We start from the raw sequence: 17,382 nt of genomic DNA on the forward strand, positions 1-17,382 counted from the left end.
TTTGCTTTTTTCATACCCCACTATTTTTGCACCAGAACCTATTAAAAGGTACAGAAATGACTACTAGGGTAAAAGAAGCCTCTGGATTTTGGGGCACTGGAGGACGTGCAGCAATAATTGCTCTCGCTCAAAATATTGTAGCTTATGCAGATCTGATTTGTATTAAACACCGTGATGATCTTAATCAAGTTCTATTGGAAGCACATAATGGAAATATGTCTCCAAGTACTAAAACTAAGTTTATAAATGTATGTAAGGATTTATCTAAACACGCCCTAAGATATCATCTAGATTCTCAAACGATGCTGACATATCTATCTGATTTTTATACAGTAATTGGAGATTGTAAAGATACACATCAAAGTTGCCTAAATCTGATTCCACGCATAGCAATAAGAGATCATCTTGAATATGCCGTTGTACATAATACGGGAACTTTTTTATTAGGTGCAATTAGCAGCGTAATTCCTTCTGAAACAAAGATTTTACCTGTAATTCGAAAAATCCATCTAATATGGAGTGCTATCTCTTATGATTTAAAAGAATTAGGGGAGAACATGAGTGAGGATTTAGTTAGTCTTCCTGATATTATTGCTGCTCTAGAGCTTGAATTAGCATTTGAAAATTGGAGTGTAATTCGTCAGGAAGCTGAAGATTTTCACAAAAATGCAGAGAACTTTTCTTGAAGAAAGCATTTATAAGTAGATATTTTAATAGGGGCACGACAACGATTACTACTTTTTTGTTCCACTCATTATTTTAATTAACAGAATTAGATTTCCGTTAACTTTTTGAGATGAATTAAACAAGATTTGTTTACAGAACACCTGTAAATATTGCTAAAAATCAGTTTACGGAACACATTTCAAGAAAATTTTCTAGAAAACTTCAAATCTAATTACTTTAAAGTCATTGTCTTATCATATATTTACAAGTTTTTTTGCAAGTGGCCAAAAAAAACGAATCGTAGCCATATCCTGAAGGAGATGAGAGAAGCTTCTTGGGAAATCAACCTAAAGGATTCATTTTTTGAAAACGAGTATCGTGTTCGGCTTAAATTAATGCGAATTTGGTTAGATGGAGTTGACTCTACTTCTAAAGTACAAATACGGATTACGAATTCGGGCCATTATTATGATGATTATAAAAATAAAAAGTTTCAATTTAATACAGAACCCTTTAATCGAGGTTTTAGCTATGTAGGTTCAACAATTATTACTGATGGCACGATAGCTGAAGAATTTGCTTACGATTACTTTATTCCAAACCCTTTTACAACTTAGACAATTAAAGTACAGGATGGACCGTGACAAAAATCAGAATGGAATTAGCGGGTTCTCTCGTTACAAATTACAAGAAAAAATCCCTAATTTAATTAAAAATGTACAGATGAATTTCTAAAATAAGATGATTCATTAATCAAAAATGTATAGTGAGGGGTTTATATGAATTATGCAGCCTTTTCAGCACATGAATTGGGAGGTAAAAGCTCTCCTTTCAGTAGAAGAATGGAGAGCTTTTTCTAATTATATAAATCAATGTGTTTCTTTACCAACAAATATAGATAGTATTATAGATGCTATAAATCGTGTAAAAAATGGAACATTAAAACAGAGTTTGTTTGATCTTAGAAATAGAGGTAGTTCATATACTCGAGTATTAACAACAAGCATAGAAATGACTACAAAGGTGAAAGAAGCTTCTGTATTTTGGGGTGCTGGGGGACGTGTAGGAATTATTTCTCTCGCTCAAAATATTGTAAGATACGCCGATTTGATCTGTATTAAGCATTATGCTGACCTAAACCAAGTTCTCCTGGAAGCACAAAAGGGGCATTTGTCTCCTAATACTAAATCTAAATTTATAAATGTATGTAAAGATTTATCCGAGCATGCCCTAAGATACCACTTAGAGTCTCAAACTATGCTCACATATATATCCGATTTTTATACAGTAATTGGAGATTGTAAAGAGACTCATCAAAATTGTCAAGATACGCTTTTTAGAGTACCGATGTATAATAATCGTGAATATGAGGTTATAGCTTACACAGACATATATTTATTAAGGAGTATCCGGAATGTAATTCCTTCTGAAGCATATATTCTGCCTGTAATTCGAAAAATCCATTTAATATGGAGTGCTATCTCTTATGATTTAAAAGAATTAGGGGCGGATTTGAATGAAGATTTAGTAAGTATTCCTGCTATTATTGCTGCTCTAGAACTTGAATTAGCATTTGAAAATTGGAGTGCAATTCGAAAGGAAGCTGAAGATTTTTACAAAAATGCAGAGAACTTTTCTTGAAGAAAGCATTTATAAGTAGATATATTAATAGGTATTGATAGTTACCATATATGCGATTTTTTTAATAGAAGTCACGTTATAAAAAAGCCCAGAAACCTCTGTTTTTGAGCTTTTTTGTTTTTTCTATTTATTTAGCTTAGATGAACGATTATCATATCGAACCGCAGCATCTTTAAAAAATAGAAGTTCTGTATTTATATTACTTTTCTAAAATGAAAATTTCCTACTTTATTTTGTATGGGATATCTTTTAAAAACCCAAAACTATTTGCTTCAATTAGTTTGACTCTATTGGGATACACTTGTGAATATTTGACTGAAAAACGAAAAGTAATTTTTAATTGAAAAGGATCGCATAAAAAATTTATGCTATTTTCAGTTTAATAGGGATTCGTTGATCCATATTTAATTTAAAAGTACCGTATGGATTAATATGATTATAAAATAATGGTGTTAACCCTCGGAAATCTTCAGGAGTCATTTTGTTAAGTAAATATTTATTATTGTCATACAGGACTTCTTGAACCATTAATGTATTCATAAATACCAAACAGTTTTGTAATAATTGAAGTGATAGTGCGGATATTTCTTGGTCTTCTAAAGAATTAGAACGAATTTCGCTGTTTTTTCCATAAAATATATAGTTATTAACGGAATTCCAATGTTCAACGGTGTTTAGACCTTCATGAATTTCTCGACGGATTTCTTCAAAATGTAAATAATCACACAAGAAAATCGTTTTCATTGCTTTTCCTAATTCACAGATTGCTTGATAAGTTGGATGTTGTGTATCTCTAGTAAATCTTTTTAAAATTGATTCAGCAGCAGCTGTTCCTAACCGTAAAGCAGTTGTAAACTTAATAATCTGTTCATATTGTTGACGAATGAGATCCAAGTTAATTGGTCTACTTAAAACATCTTGTAGTTGAGGATACGCTTCATTCATGCCTGTTTCCGGCCGATATAACTTTTGAGAACCGATATTTTTAAAACGTGGCATCAGTTTAAAACCAAGTAAATGACAAAAAGCAAAAGCAACAATACTTTGCCCATGTGTATCCACATAATTACGGTCAACTTCCATGTCTGTACAATGACGGAGAACCCCCTCCATCATAGAAGCGACTTCAGATGATAGACAAGATTTAACCTGAGAATAAATACATACAGATTTTCGATCTGTATGCCAATAAATCATAATGCCACGCCCCTTATAACGAGGATGCCATTCGGTAAGTAAATTTTGATCCCATGTACCAAATTTTTTTGAATCTGATGCACAAGCTGTTGTAGCTGAACCCCATACTTCTTGCATTCGATGAGAGATAATATAGTTTGTTACAATTGCATTTGCTTTGCGTAAATGATCTTTATGTATAAATTTTTGCCGAATATAGCGTAGTTCGCGATAACTATCCTTATGACTACCAGTCGATACGGCTTTCAAACCTGTATTGGTACCTAAACCAAATAAACTAAGAAGAAGTCGTCTTTGAACAGTTTCTCTATCTAATATCTCCCGATTCGCTGTTGTTTTAAGTTGTTTTGTAAACTCTGTATGAAAATCTGTTTCTTTTACTAAATCCAGTAAATTCATGTCAGACCAGCGGTCTTTAATTTTATTTTTAACGAATTCTTTCGGGGAATTCGTTAAAAGAGGGTGTTCCGCACGAAAAATGGCATATACAGTGCTACATTTCATGCTCAAAGCACAGTAAAAGACCCCTACCTAAAGCAGGATTCCTTTACCAGGTATTCTGTTGACAAATGAGCTGCCACTACTAGGAATTGAGTCTTGGACCACTCAATTCCCTTTTTTATGTTATAACAAACAGATGCATTCATGCAATATATATATGAATATGAATTTATTATGAAATAACCGTTGAGACAGCCTGTTTATATATTAATTGTTGTTTCTCGTTGTTTGAAATTAAAACGGTGAACTTATCTACTGCAATAATTTGCCCAGGTATTCTGAAACCGTTTATTAGAATGATCATGACTTCTTTCTTTGTCTCTATTGCTTGCTGATACAAATCTTCTTGAATATTAATCATTTAGATGGTTGCAACTCCTTTATTTTTTTAGAATCGTTCATGGCTTCTAAAAAAGCATATTCTTTTACAGTCATTTCAACGGTTGGACAATACTCGGTTTTTGATAATTTATGAAGTAAAGAAAGGTTTTTACTTAATTGTTTTACCATTTCATCTAATGTAGTTTGATTCGTACCGTATCCAATCACTGGGTTCAAAAATACATCTAACCCTATGAGACTTGGTTCAATGAGAGAAACAATCTCTTGTACTTTTGGCAATATGGCCGTTTCATAACGTTCTTTAAAGGATTCTAAATCATCTGGCTTTGGTTCATTAGAACAGAATTTTTTAAATGCTACCATACGAATATCATTCCGCAATTCCTCAATACGTGTTTGATAAAACTCCTGGTCAAATCCTTCTTTATCCGCAACATCAAAATGAAGATCTGTCTGTGATCTACGCTTTTTTTTGTAAAAATCCATAAGGAGTTGTTCTTTTGAGTTAAACATCATAACGAAGACAGTACGTTCTAAATTCGAAACTTTATTTACAATACTGAGTGTCTCATCTAATATATTTGCTCGCTTTTCATCATCTAATTTTCTAACAGATGAAGGAACGAGAGTTTTTATATTTTCAAATGAATCGGAGTTGATAATGTGTTGAAGAGAAACTTGAGCTATATCCGGTAAACAAGAATCTGTGGTTCTATCCAGAAGAAACAGATCCTTAATTGCGCGGATTGTATGTTTGATTTCTTTTTGAGCTTGCCTAATTTTTTCAATGCTCTTATCCACATATTGTGGTTGTTTTAAACGATTAAAAATATATTCACGTCTTTCTTCGAAATGTTGCTGTAAAAGTGACATACCTGTTTTCCCCTCTCTAATTTTCTGAATTGAATAAACTTTTCTTTTATATTGTATCATTAAACTTTATAGATTGGGGGGACGATAGCAAGGTTTATTTAAAAAGACAACACGTGACAACGTATATCAAACAATCAACAACGAATATTCTTTACCAAGGTAATTATCAAAGTGAATACCAAGTTCATAACCAAAGAATCTATCATGATAGTACTATCAAACGAAATCGTTGTTTTCACTATGTATATATGCATTTTTGGTTTTTGTTTATAAAGGGGGAATTCGTTGGAAAACAAAATGGCAGTAAAAGAAACGTGTGAGTATTGTCATTGTTTTTTGTCGCTTTGGATGTATTGGGAGTATTACGGAAAGAAGTATTGTTCGGAAGCCTGTCAACATCTAGATAACAAATAAGGGGAAGTGACAATGGAAAATTCTTATGAGGTTATTGGTAATCAAATAAAATTCTATTTGAAGAATGATCTAATGAAAGGATGGAATCAAATTCCGAGCCCGCAATTTAGGAATAGCCAAGAAATATCTGAATGGTGTAGGAGTTCGACGAACGAGTTCATGTGTCAATGGGATGCGCTTAATCAAAATGAGATGAGTACAACGGATACGACGGATTTTTTGTACAGATGGATGAGTTGGTATGTGACAGAACCATTGAATAGTACCGCACGAGAAATACGGAAATTACCAGATGAACTTGCGAACTTCCTAACAAACGTACCTGTTGATGCATTTGAGCTAATCAAAAATACCTCTCACATGGTTTTGGATTGTATTTACTTTGCACTGGACTGGATACAACAATTATTAACGATTTTGTTTTTCTAGGAGGGAAAAATATGTTTAAGCGAAAAGAGACAATTTCTTTCCAATCCTTCATGAATCAGTCCTATAAGAAGAAAAAACAAACAAAGATATACAGTATAGGTCCTATCAGTCCACTTACATTCTTCCATATGTCACAGCCACTTGTTCAAACGTATCTTGCACTTGGCGTATTAGGGGGGCTTACGATTGGAGCTGTTTTATTAGAAAAATACTTGATACGTAATGATCATATGTTTCCGGCAAAACTTGTTTCAGAAGGGCTGTATTACGGTGTACGGATAGGTGGAATTGGATTCATTGGCTATGTATTCATTCGTATTTTGATGATGTTATAGGGGGCGATGTACTTGAAAGAGTGGTTACAAAAAAGAAAGTATAAACATCAATTAGAAACAGTGTTTCGAAAAGCGAAGCTATATGATGAGCATGTTACAAGAGGAGGCAAGGTTCCGATTTTTCCTAAAATCCATGACATCTTAGAACAAAAAGAAAGTGTGCGGTACACTTTTACATTGCCGAATGGAGTGGATCCAACGCAAATTCAAAAGAAATGGTTTTGCTTCCAGCAAATTCTCGGGAAGAATCTCATGATTAAAGGTAGTGTGAAAAAATTTGTACTTCATGTATTCTTTTCCGATGCGGGGTTAAAGCAATTTACGTACCGATATAAGCAATGGATGCCGTTATTAAAAGAATGTCGCCTTCCTGTTGTGGTAGGTCGGGACCAGTTCGGTAATATGATTGTGTATGACATGATTGATTCAAACACACCACATTTATTAATTGCAGGAGAAACGGGAAGCGGTAAAAGTAGTATGGTCCGTGTTGTTCTGTCCACATTCATTCAAAACATGTCTCCTGATAAATTACATTTGTACTTAGGTGACTTAAAAAACTCTGAATTTCATTTTTTACGAAGAGTGAAACATGTGAAAGATGTTTGTATGGAAGAAATGGAAATGACAGCAATGTTGAAAAAGCTCTGGAAAGAGGTGCTGCATAGAAGAAAATTGATGGAAGAATATGAAGTGGGTCATATTGATGAATACAATGAAATAACCGCAAATGAACAAATCCCCTATATATTAATTGCGATTGATGAAGTGGCAATGCTTCAGGATGAGCAAGAATGTACCACCATCATAGAAAAAATATCCGCAGTTGGCCGATCGCTTGGTATTTTTCTTATGCTGAGTATGCAACGTCCGGATGCTAAAGTGTTAGATGGCAAATTAAAGCTCAATATGACGGTAAGAATGGGCTTTAAATGTGCGGATTCTATAAACAGTAATATCATGGGTACGCCAGGATCTGAAAATTTGGAGCAATCTGGACAAATGATTCTAAAACTAAATGGATTACAAAAGGTGCAAGCTCCTTTTCTAGAATTAAGTAAAGCGAAGGAGATCATAGAACCCTATCGTATACCAAAAGAACAAGATGCTATGAATAAGGAGTTAGAAGAGCATAGACAAGAAGCTGTATTTGGGGTGTTAGATGATGTTAACGAATAGAGACAAACAGATTATCAGCCATTTACAGCAATTTCGTTGTATGTTGCGGGATGATATTATTGATCTTCATTTTAAGAAAGTAAAAAATGCTGTAACTTGTTGCAATACGGTCATGAAGCGTCTTTGTCGTGAAGGGTATACCGATGTAGACACGTCCCAACGTCCGTATGTTTATTTTCCCTATCCAAGTCCTATACGCAAAGGTAGTCAAAAAATCAGGCATTTCTTAGCGATTGTAGATGTATACAAACAGTTACTACAAGTTGAAAGACCAAAAGTGTTCCAGGTAGAACCAAAATATGAAAAAGGGTATATGGAGCCAGACATATTTACCATTTGGCGGAAAAGTCCATTCTTTATTGAAGTGCAAAATTCAATCTACAGTAAAGCAGTCATGCAAGCAAAGATAAAACGCTATGAATCTTATTTTGCTAGTATGGAATGGCAAAAAGAACCCTGGCAACCCAAACGAACTACCGTATTTCCTTCCCTCCTTATCATCACTGATTCACCTTATCCTATATCCAGTTCAAAATTCCGGATTTTTCAAGCAGTATCTATTCCACATTTTCTTGAACAGGTACTACCAAAACCAAATGCTATTTCTATACAAGTAGGATGCGCGAAAAAACAATTATAAAGGAGTGAATGCATTTGAAACATTTAATGACTGAACTAAATATCACATTTAGAGAGCATCAAATTGGACCGCATGAGATAGCGTATTGGCTGTATCTCACACTAGAACGTATTACTACGGATTATCGCGAGTTATATGAGCAAGAATACACACAAGAAGAATTGGAACGTCTAGAAGCAATTGCAGATGCTTTGAATAAGATCACAAATCAATGCTGGTGGCTACTCAAATAAGAATGTAAAGCACAAGACAATAGTTTCTTGTGCTTTTTTACATTTTCCAGAAGTCTTGAGATTGTGCGGAGGGATCCACTTTCCGAATGGCTTTTAATAATTTTTTCATTATGATTGGTGTGGGTATATACGTTTTGTCACGACAAGCTTTTGTAATTGTTGGCAGAGAAATATCAGAAGCACGGGCAATTTTTTGTTGCTCTATTCCGTGACGATCTAGCCATTTTTTTAAGGGTGTTTTGTTATCTTTAAAAAACATTCTCCATCTCTCCTAAACTTGTATAATTTGATTACAAGTTTGGACAAAATTTTCAAATTATATTCGATGTAGTTTAATATTTTTTTAATTATGGGTGGAATATCAAAGTTTCATAGATCAATCCGACGAACGATTTCCCTAATTTTTTACTAGGAATCTGGTATACATATATTGCAACGATTTCACGTAAACATCCGTAAGAAAATCGTTGCATATGACCATTACTAAAAAAATGCAAAGTCTTATATGAATTTCCGTAAGGAATTAGTACAATAAAACTATATTGCAAGTGTAGCATACCCATAGTGGAGGGGATTATATGGAGGAGAAACGCGATGTTGTGGGTGAAGTGCATTTAAAAACAATAGATGTCTCCCATATCACCAATTTAGCTGAAAGTACTATTAGAAAGTATAGCTTAGAGTTAGAAAAACAGGGATATCGGTTCAATAAAGATGGTGACACAAGACTATATCACACTGATGATGTGACCATGTTTAACACACTGAAAGAAATTAGAGAGAAAACTAAAGTTTCTTTAAGTCATGCTGTTGCTGTGTTGATGACACAGCAGGCGAAGCTGTTACAGAGTGTAGCGGCTAAAGAAGTTGCTGTATCAATGGTTGAAGGGCGAGAGGAACAACACGCACTACAAATCGTATCGCTAGAAATTCAAAAGCATTTTGAAAGTATGAAAGCAGAATTTATAAGTTTTCGAGAAGAGCTTGAAACGGAGCGTCAAAGCAATCGATTTTTCAGACATGAACTTGAAGCGGAGCGTCATAAAAACCAAGAATTAGAGAATAAACTTGATCATATTATGGATGAGTTGAAAAAATTGAATAGTAAAACCAATACTATTAATCAAGAACCAAAACGAAAAAAGTTATTTGGACTGTTTTAAGTTTACAAAGCAAAAAAGGTTGCTCTTATAAAGAGCAACCTTTTTTGCTTAAATTCTAAAAGTCTGGATCTTCTAAATCATCATCCTCTAGTGATCCTGTCACAGTGGAATTTGTTATTAATTGTCCCATTCGCCCTACATCTTTTAATAGATCATTTTCAAGGGATGCTGTTGTATTTTCTTGAGTTGACATAAGAACAGTTGATACTGGAGCCACTTGGAGCGCTGAAATTTTACGTGTAAGTTGTTCCATTGCTTTCATCATGTGTTCTTGGTTTTGTGCAACTTCCATAAGTTCATCTTTTGCATTGAAAGGTTCTTGTTTTGTTAAGTCCTGTTCAACTAATTGAATAATATAAGATGCAAGTCTTTTAGAACGAGCTTTTTTTTCTAGATGATTATACACCTTTTCGCTCATGTGATCTGTTCGAAGACCAAAGACCGTTTGTTTCTCTATTTTTTTTGTACGTCCCATGTGGCTCCTCCTTCCTGTCTACGTTTATTTATCCGCCTTTTGTAGCATTTCACCACGGCTTTTTACTTCAAGTCCGTATAAGTTTAATTTGCGGGAATCTGGCATAAAAATGTGGTTTGCTTGAGCAATTTCAGCTCCATACATTTCTTCAATGACTTCATGAATACTCGTTTCTAAAATGGGAGCAACGCCACCAAAATAGATGTATTTATAAACTTTATCAGCTGGAGCTGGCATGACATCTTGAATTTTTAGAATAAGAATTTTTGCAAATTCCTTTAAAGAAGATTGAATTTTATCTGTAAGATCCAAGCGTTCCCCCGTGTTTCCATCGACTAGTTCCATTTTAGGTTTTTGGAAGTTATTCACGATGAATGTTTCAAAAGAACGTAAGTCAGAGAAATATTCTAGGAATTTTTCTTTTCTTAACTTTTCAATATGAGACAGATAAGCCAATTTATCAATTGGTTGCATGGAATCACGGTTTTTCGGTGATTTTAAACCAGCTGGTGATAAAACAAGGTCAATTGTTCCACCGCCAATATCAACTAATACTGTATCGTTATTATCAAACTGTCTTGCTTCTTCACGATCTTCTAATTCAAAGTTTTTCTTGATACCTAAACGTGCAATTTCACCTTCAATTCGACAAGCAGCCTTTTCTATGTTGATTTTTAGCGTTCGTTCCATTCCAGGAGTATGAATCGTAACTTGATGTTCTCCAGCGAATCGTTCAGCCATTGCATTTTGGGCTTCGCTAAATTTCGCCGTGCGTTTTAATAACCAGATAGGAAGCATTGTTTGGAAATATTCTATTTCAACTGTATCATCGTCTGATGCACGTTGTTCATTAATAGCATGATAAAAAGAAACAACAGATAAAAACATAACGTAGGGAATGTGACTTGTAATTTTATCGTGGAGTTTATTCACATGATTGTTTGCTAACGCGTGTTTTGCGGCTTCATCACCGACTAGAAAGTATCTTTCTTTCTCTTCGTCAGGAATTGTTGTTGAAATTAATAAGCGAGAAAGTAATTCTTTAGGATTGTTAATTGTTGCAACGAAATGAGATTCAGTTTCTTCTTTACTGATTTCCACAACGTTTGTAGGGATTTCGATGTAATACCCATCGATTAAATTCATATCAAGAGAGTTTCCAGAATCCTTATTCATCATTGAAATTTTCATTATCCAATCACTCCTTTAGTTATCTTTGTTAACAATATATCATGTTTCATTTTATATTAGAAGTATTTTTTTAGGAAGTTAACATGTATTTTAATTCAAAAACATTTATAATAAAGGGATTTCCCCTGACTAAAATAGATTAAAAATAAGTAATGTTAACATTTAAAATTAAGTTAACATCTTGTTAGAATCATAAATTCTACAATACAAAAAGCCCTGATATAGTGGTTGCACCAGGGCTTTTAAAAGTTAATTAGATTGTGTTTGTTTTGTTCTTGATTCCAGAATTGAGTGTATCTATGCAATGCTTCAACGCTTTTTAATCCTAAATACGCTTTGATTTCAATGGGTTTCATGCCATTTTGCAATGCATTTAGGATAAATCGATTTCGCAACATAGTAGGTGTAACTTTAATTTCAGCACGTTTCACTTCTTTCTGCAGCATTCGTTGAACGGCAATCCGGGTCAATGCAGCTGGTTGATCCTTTTCATAATCCCAGCGAAATGTTTGCGGTCCAAAGTCAAAAGCAACAAAGAAGGGATCCCCTGTCTGTTGGCGTGGCCGTATAAGCTTCGGGATTTTTTTGTAATACGACAAGACAAGCTTCATATCTTCTTTTGATAGGGTAATAGAGCGCTTATAGGCATGCAAATCGCCTGGCGTGATCGTATTTGTCCCCAAATTAATATCATGCATAGAAAGGGTAATAATATCTTGAATCGATAGGCCGTAATGCAACATGAAATGAACCAATAATACATTACGATCCATAATAAACTTCCTTCCAGATGCTTGATACTCTGTTAACCCACTATAACTCTGCATAACACGTAATAACTTCACTATTTCCTCATCCGATGCAAAGTGCTTAGAGGTAAGTTTGGGCGGTGCTATGTCGCTTTTTAAACTATCTGCGGCACCGCGAAACTGTAAAAAGTTGATTAAAATCCCTCGGACACGTTTCACATTCGAAATCGAAGCCTCACGTTCCTTTCTAAGCGGTTTTAAGTAACAATCCAATACGTCTACATCGGAAGAGGGAAACACGTCTTCTGGAGGCGAATTAAGCTGTTTCTGAACCCAAGAGGTAAACAAGGTTAAATCATACCGATATTGTTTCACTGTGGAAGGCTTGCGGCCACGTCTTCAAGGGTGGAATCCCATGTAATGGCTATATACTCCTTTGTCCTAAAAATTGTGTACCGCAATTGTATCGGAAAACCAGACAAACAAGCAATAGGGGATTCTAGCTCTGCTCGTTTGTGTGTGTGGCGCTGACCGCAGCTTTTGCCGTGCCGGAGGGGTTTTCTGCTGCACCGAGAAGCGACGCATGCGGAGACATGAGGGCCGGGCTAGACAGGAGAAGGCACAAGAGGCATAGACACGTACGATAAGTGAAAGACGAATAATGTGTGGGTATCCGAGGGAAGACACGAAGCAAAGAATGGGGGCCGCCGCGCCGTGAATGTAGTTGTAGAAACTTTCTGCCTGTCAACGGAATCTGATTCATAGCTGAATCGAGATACCCTTAACAGGAGAGCTGAGTCTTTACCTTTTATATTTGGATATGGTAATTAGCCTGATAGTCTCTATGCTTGAGAATACTTTTAAACTGATGCATAATTGATGACCGTGAACATTAATAATTCACAAGATAGTCATCAAAGTTTCATTGCATTTTCATAGTATTATTTACTTACAAATATAGTTTCTTTTGTAGTAAATTCATGCATATATGTATCTGCTAAACTATGATCTGTATGAAAAATAGACGAATACTCTCATATTGTGAGTGAAAGTTTGTTTGTGTTTTAAAAGGAATTTCATATAAGATGATGCATGAAATTGTATGTTTATCTTTTATATATGAAATACAAATATAAGTGGAAATTCCGGCTATTTACTTAAAAATAAGATTAAGAAACAAAGATAGAAAGATCTAAAAATTTCATAGGATACTCTTATTATTAAATCTTGTTTTAAAAGAATTAAAAACATTAAATACATTAGGATTTATTTTAGGGCATTTATCCTTACTCTCACAAGAACTTAGAGATTTCTTCTTATTCAATTCCTTATTTAATCCCTAATGAAATTCAGCTATCATTCTATGATGTATTCCTTGTATTTTCTTGATGAAAACGGCGCTAACATCTTGAAGTTAAATAATAAGATTAATAGATTTTAAAAATAGCAATCATGATTGCATGACAAAAAGCCTTGTGAGGTTCAATTTTTTCAACAAGGCTACATGGTTCTTATTTTGTTGTAAATACAAGCTTTAAGAACTAGCAAACTAATAAACTTTATTTCTTAAAGCCCATCCTTTCTCGAAATAGACCAAAGTCAATTGTACTCTTATAAGCCTTTCCAAATTCCGTATTAGCAAGATACTCTTTTGCTTCACGATCTCGGCGCTCTCTATTTGCGGTTAGTCGCTTTGTGTATATTTTTATAAAGTGTGCAGGTGTACTTACTTGCGATTTGTTCGATTCAAAATGTTGCACACAATCTTTGAAAGTCTTTTTTACCTCCCAATCTACATCTGGTGGCATACGTAACGCAATTATATAAGCATCTTTTTCAGAAATGTTTGTATCCTGGGTAAGAATGTACATGTAAAGCTTCTTTTGCGCATCGCTCATGTGTTCATCCATCTCTTGGAATCTAAGTTCTAATTTTTTATCTTCTTTAGAATGCGTTTCTTGCTCCCCATTTTTTTGTTCCTTAACTTCTACTTCATCAGGTTCGACAGGAGTGAATAAATCGAATCCATGGCATGTAGAAACCGGAGCATCCTCTTTTTTATCTGTATCCTGATGTTTTTTCTTACTAATTTTCTTGGACAGAAACTCTGTAAATCTAGAAAAAACATCAATTGTTAATGCCCATTTTTGCTTAAAATACTCAATAATTTTCAAGTAATTATTATGTAGGCTCAAAATATAAATAGATGGCGCAATTTTATTGTGGCGTCTTGTTTTAATTTGGTGGCATACTTCCAGATCTTCTAACCAATTTAGAATAAAGTTAATCAGAGGTACAGAAATACCTGATTTTCGGCTAATTTGCTCTTGTCTAACTTGGGAAAATCCCTCTTGAACAAGGTAGGAAAGCACGGTTTCAAGTGCTTCATATCGGCGTGGCGTTTTCTCGAAGTATTCTTTTGTAGTTTTGCCCTCGCACTCAAAAAGAATGTTATCAATATCTTTGATTACACTTTTGACTGCTTGATTGATAGCTCCCGTCTTACACTTAGGGATACGATATAATTGCGGACTTAATTCTCGTTTTGCTGTACTTAGTAAAAAATTAGTTAATAACACAAAAAGGCCTCCTATTTTTCCCTCTGTACACACTTACAGAAAAATCTTAGGAAAATAGAGGTTCTTATTCACACCAAATTCACTTTGTGTTATAATTTTTATAGAAGTGAATATTGATTTGTGAATTAAGACCCCTACTTTCATTGGAGTTTTAAATTGGTTAGAGTCGCCAAACTATAGACCAATCTAAAACGGGTGTGTTGTGGGGGTTTTATGATTTATTTTTTAATTCAAAATTAACTATGTAAGTTTTAATTATAATTCATATGTTATATTTTATATTGTTATTGAGATAATATCAATCCCTTTGAGAGGGTTATATTATCCTAACTGTAAATGTATTGTTGGATTAGATGATAAAAAACAGTAAGTTTATTTTTTTTATCAATTAATAGAACTTATGTTCTGCTAATTGGGAAAATATACAAAAACTTGAGAAATATTTTAGACAGCTCAATAAACATCAATTGATAAGGGTTACATGGTAAAATAACGGTATCTATATAGTAAGAAGACCAATGAATTAGGTTTGAAGTATTTTTCAATTCAGTATATAGCCTATCACTTTTTATTAAGTCACAAGTAAAAAATCCATGATGATAATTAATCATATTTAGAATAAAGAATCAATTTTATCTTAATGCTCTAGAAAGAATAACTCATAAAAATTATGAGTTTCTAAAAAATGTTCTTACTGGGAAGTAACTTTTGCTTTAAGGGGAGGCATTCATGTGGAGAGGTTGATGAAAGAGTTATTAAAAATTAAAGAATCAAAGAAGATGAGCACTAGAAAAATTGCTAAAGATATTGGAACAAGTAGAACAACTATTAATAATGGATTACAAAGAAAGACAGAAGAATTTAAATTTGAAGTGTTTCTAGAACTTGTTCAATATATTTGTGAAAATTCAGAAGAAAGAAATTATTTTATCCGCCAATATATCCTTCTTTGTACAGGGCCATTAAATATTCGCAAGGCACTATGCTATTGTCAGGCTATGGGTGAATTTGACTTAATAAAAAAATTAGTAGAAAAACATGAGAAAACAGCAAGTGTAGAAAAGTATATAACTATATATCAAATACAAAATAAACGAAACCAAAATGAAGCTAGAGGACAAAAACTTCTTGATGAAATTTATGAAAATGATTTCTCAGCAGATCCAGATTGCCAGGCTGCATTAAATATAATTTATATGGAAGCGATGTATGATAAACAGAATTATAATGCGATAATCCCATATGCAGATAAACTTAAAGTTAACTTGGTTGGTATAGATCAGTCTTATATAAAGAAATGTTTACAAATGAAATATAAAGAAAGACTAGCATATATTTATTTAATGAAAAATGATATTGAAAATTGTAGAAAAACTTGCTACGAAATTCTTAATTCTCAAATGGATATTGATACTATTAAGGCGACAGCTTGGTGTTGCTTGGGGGAGAGTTTTACTTTCGAATGTATAAAAACAGCAGAAAAGTACATAAAAAAAGCTATATCAATGTGTGAAAACATTGAAGTAGCACAAAAAGCTCAAAAATATCTCGCATTTAAGACTACATTAGCTCATTTATATATAGCTAATGGGTTTAATCTAGATAAAATTGATTTTCGGTTTATTAGTAAATCAGAATTAGCTTTTTATGAATCTATGCATGGAGATAAAGCAAAGGGGAAAATATTATACGAAGAAGTAAAGAAAGATGGAAATGGGTTTTCTCCATTCCAAATGTACTCATATTCTAAAGTAAATGGTGATATAATGGGGTTGAAGCAAGCTCTAGAGGCATTTGAATTCACGGGTAATATTTTCTATTCTCAATATGTAAAACGTGAATTAATAAGAGAAGAGGTGGGAACTGTTGAATAGATTTATCATTACTACTGTTTATACTTTAATGATATTGGTAGCGATTTGTCAACCAGGTACAACAAGCTCACAACAAGAAGTAAAACAAGAAAATTCTAAAATAATGTATATGAAAGTTGACCCCGGGGGCGGGTGAAAAGTAAGTTGATATAAAAAAGTAAGACGTCACCATTTGGTGGCGTCTTACTTGCATTTTGGGGGTGGTACATTTTTAAAAAGCGAAAAAATTTCGTGCCATTTTGGAAGTGAATTCAAAAATTCAATATAAAAATAGGGGGATTTCTATATGGAATTACAATTAGATAAAAATTGGTTTAATGAAACATTAGACAAGGATAACTCAGTTCTAGACACTTATCGTGAAATATTACAATTAATTGAGTTTATTAAATCAAGTCAGGGAAATTTAGAATAGTATCTTGGCTATTTGTTTTTTTGAATACTATTTTTAATATCGATTCGATGTTTCAAATACTTAGCGTACTCAAGTAATTCATTTTCTAAAAAAGGTTTATCCCTATCGGGAATACTTTTGTAACTTTCATACAGGTCTTGGGCTAAGCGTTCTACTACCTCTTTGCGTTGTTCATCTGTAAATAAATCATCATCAACAATTTTATGATTCAAAAGTCGATCTGTACTAACATTAAAATAAAGGGAGATTTTTTGAAGCATTTCAAAACTAGGTTGTTTTCTATTGTTTTCCCAATTCGAAATTGTACTACTGGCTACACCTAGTATATCTCCTAGTTCTTTCATATTTAGCCCTTTAAAATTTCTTAATATTCTAACGTTTTCTCCGAAAAAGTTATGGATCATGCATTTCACTCCGATCAATATATTCACCTTCTGGATATTTTTTTATCCTAACAGTGTTGACATTCTACTTTAAGGAGAATAG

General features: G+C 33.5%; 20 protein-coding genes and 2 pseudogenes. 13 read left to right on the forward strand and 9 right to left on the reverse strand.

Features of this window, described 5'->3' with window-relative positions:
* The first annotated feature begins 56 nt into the window (after positions 1-56).
* The 3 genes and pseudogenes from ACP6L7_RS34585 (at position 57) to ACP6L7_RS34595 (ending at position 2,307) form a co-directional block, all read left to right on the forward strand.
* Positions 57-686, forward strand: coding sequence for a hypothetical protein (locus ACP6L7_RS34585; RefSeq protein WP_430529791.1), 630 nt, complete (start codon positions 57-59; stop codon positions 684-686).
* Positions 687-974: 288 nt separating this feature from the next.
* Positions 975-1,375, forward strand: a pseudogene (locus ACP6L7_RS34590) (hypothetical protein); the annotation flags it as partial.
* A gap of 77 nt (positions 1,376-1,452) precedes the next feature.
* Complete coding sequence (locus ACP6L7_RS34595; RefSeq protein WP_430529792.1) at positions 1,453-2,307, forward strand: hypothetical protein; 855 nt, start codon at positions 1,453-1,455, stop codon at positions 2,305-2,307.
* Positions 2,308-2,670: 363 nt separating this feature from the next.
* Here the strand turns inward: ACP6L7_RS34595 and ACP6L7_RS34600 are convergent.
* The 3 genes and pseudogenes from ACP6L7_RS34600 to ACP6L7_RS34610 all read right to left on the reverse strand — a co-directional run.
* Positions 2,671-3,936, reverse strand: a pseudogene (locus ACP6L7_RS34600) (transposase); the annotation flags it as partial.
* 241 nt (positions 3,937-4,177) lie between these two features.
* Positions 4,178-4,366 (reverse strand): RNA chaperone Hfq, encoded by a 189-nt coding sequence (gene hfq, locus ACP6L7_RS34605; protein WP_430529793.1) that lies wholly within the window; start codon positions 4,364-4,366, stop codon positions 4,178-4,180.
* Entirely contained in the window at positions 4,363-5,220 is an 858-nt protein-coding gene (locus tag ACP6L7_RS34610; protein WP_430529794.1) for a hypothetical protein, read from the reverse strand. Before ACP6L7_RS34610 ends, hfq begins: the two co-directional genes overlap by 4 nt.
* Positions 5,221-5,505: 285 nt before the next feature.
* On the opposite strand from ACP6L7_RS34610, the gene ACP6L7_RS34615 reads away from it, so the two are divergent.
* From ACP6L7_RS34615 to ACP6L7_RS34640, 6 genes are read left to right on the forward strand one after another with little or no spacing between them, the layout of a single operon-like run.
* The gene (locus ACP6L7_RS34615; RefSeq protein WP_430529195.1) at positions 5,506-5,634 is read left to right on the forward strand and encodes a hypothetical protein; all 129 of its coding nucleotides are present in this window, start codon (positions 5,506-5,508) and stop codon (positions 5,632-5,634) included.
* A 12-nt stretch (positions 5,635-5,646) separates the two neighbouring features.
* The gene (locus tag ACP6L7_RS34620; protein WP_430529194.1) at positions 5,647-6,063 is read left to right on the forward strand and encodes a hypothetical protein; all 417 of its coding nucleotides are present in this window, start codon (positions 5,647-5,649) and stop codon (positions 6,061-6,063) included.
* Between the two features lie 11 nt (positions 6,064-6,074).
* Complete coding sequence (locus tag ACP6L7_RS34625; RefSeq protein ID WP_430529193.1) at positions 6,075-6,398, forward strand: hypothetical protein; 324 nt, start codon at positions 6,075-6,077, stop codon at positions 6,396-6,398.
* Between the two features lie 12 nt (positions 6,399-6,410).
* Positions 6,411-7,577 (forward strand): FtsK/SpoIIIE domain-containing protein, encoded by a 1,167-nt coding sequence (locus ACP6L7_RS34630; protein ID WP_430529192.1) that lies wholly within the window; start codon positions 6,411-6,413, stop codon positions 7,575-7,577.
* Positions 7,561-8,217: a replication-relaxation family protein gene (locus tag ACP6L7_RS34635; RefSeq protein ID WP_430529795.1), complete on the forward strand. Its 657-nt coding sequence runs from the start codon at positions 7,561-7,563 to the stop codon at positions 8,215-8,217. The genes ACP6L7_RS34630 and ACP6L7_RS34635 overlap by 17 nt, the downstream gene beginning before the upstream one ends.
* A 14-nt stretch (positions 8,218-8,231) precedes the next feature.
* On the forward strand, positions 8,232-8,450 hold the full coding sequence (locus ACP6L7_RS34640) for a hypothetical protein (RefSeq protein WP_430529796.1): 219 nt from the start codon (positions 8,232-8,234) through the stop codon (positions 8,448-8,450).
* Positions 8,451-8,487: 37 nt separating this feature from the next.
* Here ACP6L7_RS34640 and ACP6L7_RS34645 read toward each other — a convergent pair whose 3' ends face one another.
* Positions 8,488-8,709: a helix-turn-helix domain-containing protein gene (locus ACP6L7_RS34645; RefSeq protein ID WP_430529797.1), complete on the reverse strand. Its 222-nt coding sequence runs from the start codon at positions 8,707-8,709 to the stop codon at positions 8,488-8,490.
* Between the two features lie 319 nt (positions 8,710-9,028).
* Here ACP6L7_RS34645 and ACP6L7_RS34650 point away from each other — a divergent pair, with 319 nt between their 5' ends.
* Positions 9,029-9,613, forward strand: coding sequence for a hypothetical protein (locus tag ACP6L7_RS34650; protein ID WP_430529798.1), 585 nt, complete (start codon positions 9,029-9,031; stop codon positions 9,611-9,613).
* A gap of 55 nt (positions 9,614-9,668) precedes the next feature.
* Here ACP6L7_RS34650 and ACP6L7_RS34655 read toward each other — a convergent pair whose 3' ends face one another.
* The 4 genes from ACP6L7_RS34655 to ACP6L7_RS34670 form a co-directional block, all read right to left on the reverse strand.
* On the reverse strand, positions 9,669-10,088 hold the full coding sequence (locus tag ACP6L7_RS34655) for a hypothetical protein (protein ID WP_430529799.1): 420 nt from the start codon (positions 10,086-10,088) through the stop codon (positions 9,669-9,671).
* A gap of 24 nt (positions 10,089-10,112) precedes the next feature.
* Positions 10,113-11,279, reverse strand: coding sequence for an Alp7A family actin-like protein (locus ACP6L7_RS34660; RefSeq protein WP_430529800.1), 1,167 nt, complete (start codon positions 11,277-11,279; stop codon positions 10,113-10,115).
* 242 nt (positions 11,280-11,521) lie between these two features.
* Entirely contained in the window at positions 11,522-12,403 is an 882-nt protein-coding gene (locus ACP6L7_RS34665) for a tyrosine-type recombinase/integrase (protein ID WP_430529801.1), read from the reverse strand.
* A 1,184-nt stretch (positions 12,404-13,587) separates the two neighbouring features.
* The gene (locus tag ACP6L7_RS34670; RefSeq protein ID WP_430529802.1) at positions 13,588-14,607 is read right to left on the reverse strand and encodes a Replicase RepFR55; all 1,020 of its coding nucleotides are present in this window, start codon (positions 14,605-14,607) and stop codon (positions 13,588-13,590) included.
* Positions 14,608-15,350: 743 nt separating this feature from the next.
* On the opposite strand from ACP6L7_RS34670, the gene ACP6L7_RS34675 reads away from it, so the two are divergent.
* The 3 genes from ACP6L7_RS34675 to ACP6L7_RS34685 all read left to right on the forward strand — a co-directional run bounded on the left by ACP6L7_RS34675 (position 15,351) and on the right by ACP6L7_RS34685 (position 16,896).
* The gene (locus ACP6L7_RS34675) at positions 15,351-16,481 is read left to right on the forward strand and encodes an AimR family lysis-lysogeny pheromone receptor (protein ID WP_430529845.1); all 1,131 of its coding nucleotides are present in this window, start codon (positions 15,351-15,353) and stop codon (positions 16,479-16,481) included.
* Complete coding sequence (locus ACP6L7_RS34680; protein WP_430529803.1) at positions 16,474-16,617, forward strand: hypothetical protein; 144 nt, start codon at positions 16,474-16,476, stop codon at positions 16,615-16,617. Before ACP6L7_RS34675 ends, ACP6L7_RS34680 begins: the two co-directional genes overlap by 8 nt.
* A 150-nt stretch (positions 16,618-16,767) precedes the next feature.
* Entirely contained in the window at positions 16,768-16,896 is a 129-nt protein-coding gene (locus tag ACP6L7_RS34685; RefSeq protein ID WP_277680432.1) for a hypothetical protein, read from the forward strand.
* 8 nt (positions 16,897-16,904) lie between these two features.
* On the opposite strand, the gene ACP6L7_RS34690 is transcribed toward ACP6L7_RS34685, so the two are convergent.
* Positions 16,905-17,300: a helix-turn-helix domain-containing protein gene (locus ACP6L7_RS34690; RefSeq protein WP_430529804.1), complete on the reverse strand. Its 396-nt coding sequence runs from the start codon at positions 17,298-17,300 to the stop codon at positions 16,905-16,907.
* Positions 17,301-17,382: the final 82 nt, after the last annotated feature.

The organism is Bacillus silvicola, assembly GCF_050524305.1.
GTDB lineage: Bacteria > Bacillota > Bacilli > Bacillales > Bacillaceae_G > Bacillus_A > Bacillus_A cereus_AT.

What these genes read in the sequence shown, in the direction of transcription:
- ACP6L7_RS34585 (WP_430529791.1), top strand. Translation starts at nt 57, where the DNA reads ATGACTACTAGGGTAAAAGAAGCCTCTGGATTTTGGGGCACTGGAGGA.
- ACP6L7_RS34595 (WP_430529792.1), top strand. Translation starts at nt 1,453, where the DNA reads ATGCAGCCTTTTCAGCACATGAATTGGGAGGTAAAAGCTCTCCTTTCA.
- hfq (WP_430529793.1), bottom strand. Translation starts at nt 4,366, where the DNA reads ATGATTAATATTCAAGAAGATTTGTATCAGCAAGCAATAGAGACAAAG.
- ACP6L7_RS34610 (WP_430529794.1), bottom strand. Translation starts at nt 5,220, where the DNA reads ATGTCACTTTTACAGCAACATTTCGAAGAAAGACGTGAATATATTTTT.
- ACP6L7_RS34620 (WP_430529194.1), top strand. Translation starts at nt 5,647, where the DNA reads ATGGAAAATTCTTATGAGGTTATTGGTAATCAAATAAAATTCTATTTG.
- ACP6L7_RS34625 (WP_430529193.1), top strand. Translation starts at nt 6,075, where the DNA reads ATGTTTAAGCGAAAAGAGACAATTTCTTTCCAATCCTTCATGAATCAG.
- ACP6L7_RS34635 (WP_430529795.1), top strand. Translation starts at nt 7,561, where the DNA reads ATGATGTTAACGAATAGAGACAAACAGATTATCAGCCATTTACAGCAA.
- ACP6L7_RS34645 (WP_430529797.1), bottom strand. Translation starts at nt 8,709, where the DNA reads ATGTTTTTTAAAGATAACAAAACACCCTTAAAAAAATGGCTAGATCGT.
- ACP6L7_RS34650 (WP_430529798.1), top strand. Translation starts at nt 9,029, where the DNA reads ATGGAGGAGAAACGCGATGTTGTGGGTGAAGTGCATTTAAAAACAATA.
- ACP6L7_RS34655 (WP_430529799.1), bottom strand. Translation starts at nt 10,088, where the DNA reads ATGGGACGTACAAAAAAAATAGAGAAACAAACGGTCTTTGGTCTTCGA.
- ACP6L7_RS34660 (WP_430529800.1), bottom strand. Translation starts at nt 11,279, where the DNA reads ATGAAAATTTCAATGATGAATAAGGATTCTGGAAACTCTCTTGATATG.
- ACP6L7_RS34675 (WP_430529845.1), top strand. Translation starts at nt 15,351, where the DNA reads ATGAAAGAGTTATTAAAAATTAAAGAATCAAAGAAGATGAGCACTAGA.
- ACP6L7_RS34685 (WP_277680432.1), top strand. Translation starts at nt 16,768, where the DNA reads ATGGAATTACAATTAGATAAAAATTGGTTTAATGAAACATTAGACAAG.
- ACP6L7_RS34690 (WP_430529804.1), bottom strand. Translation starts at nt 17,300, where the DNA reads ATGATCCATAACTTTTTCGGAGAAAACGTTAGAATATTAAGAAATTTT.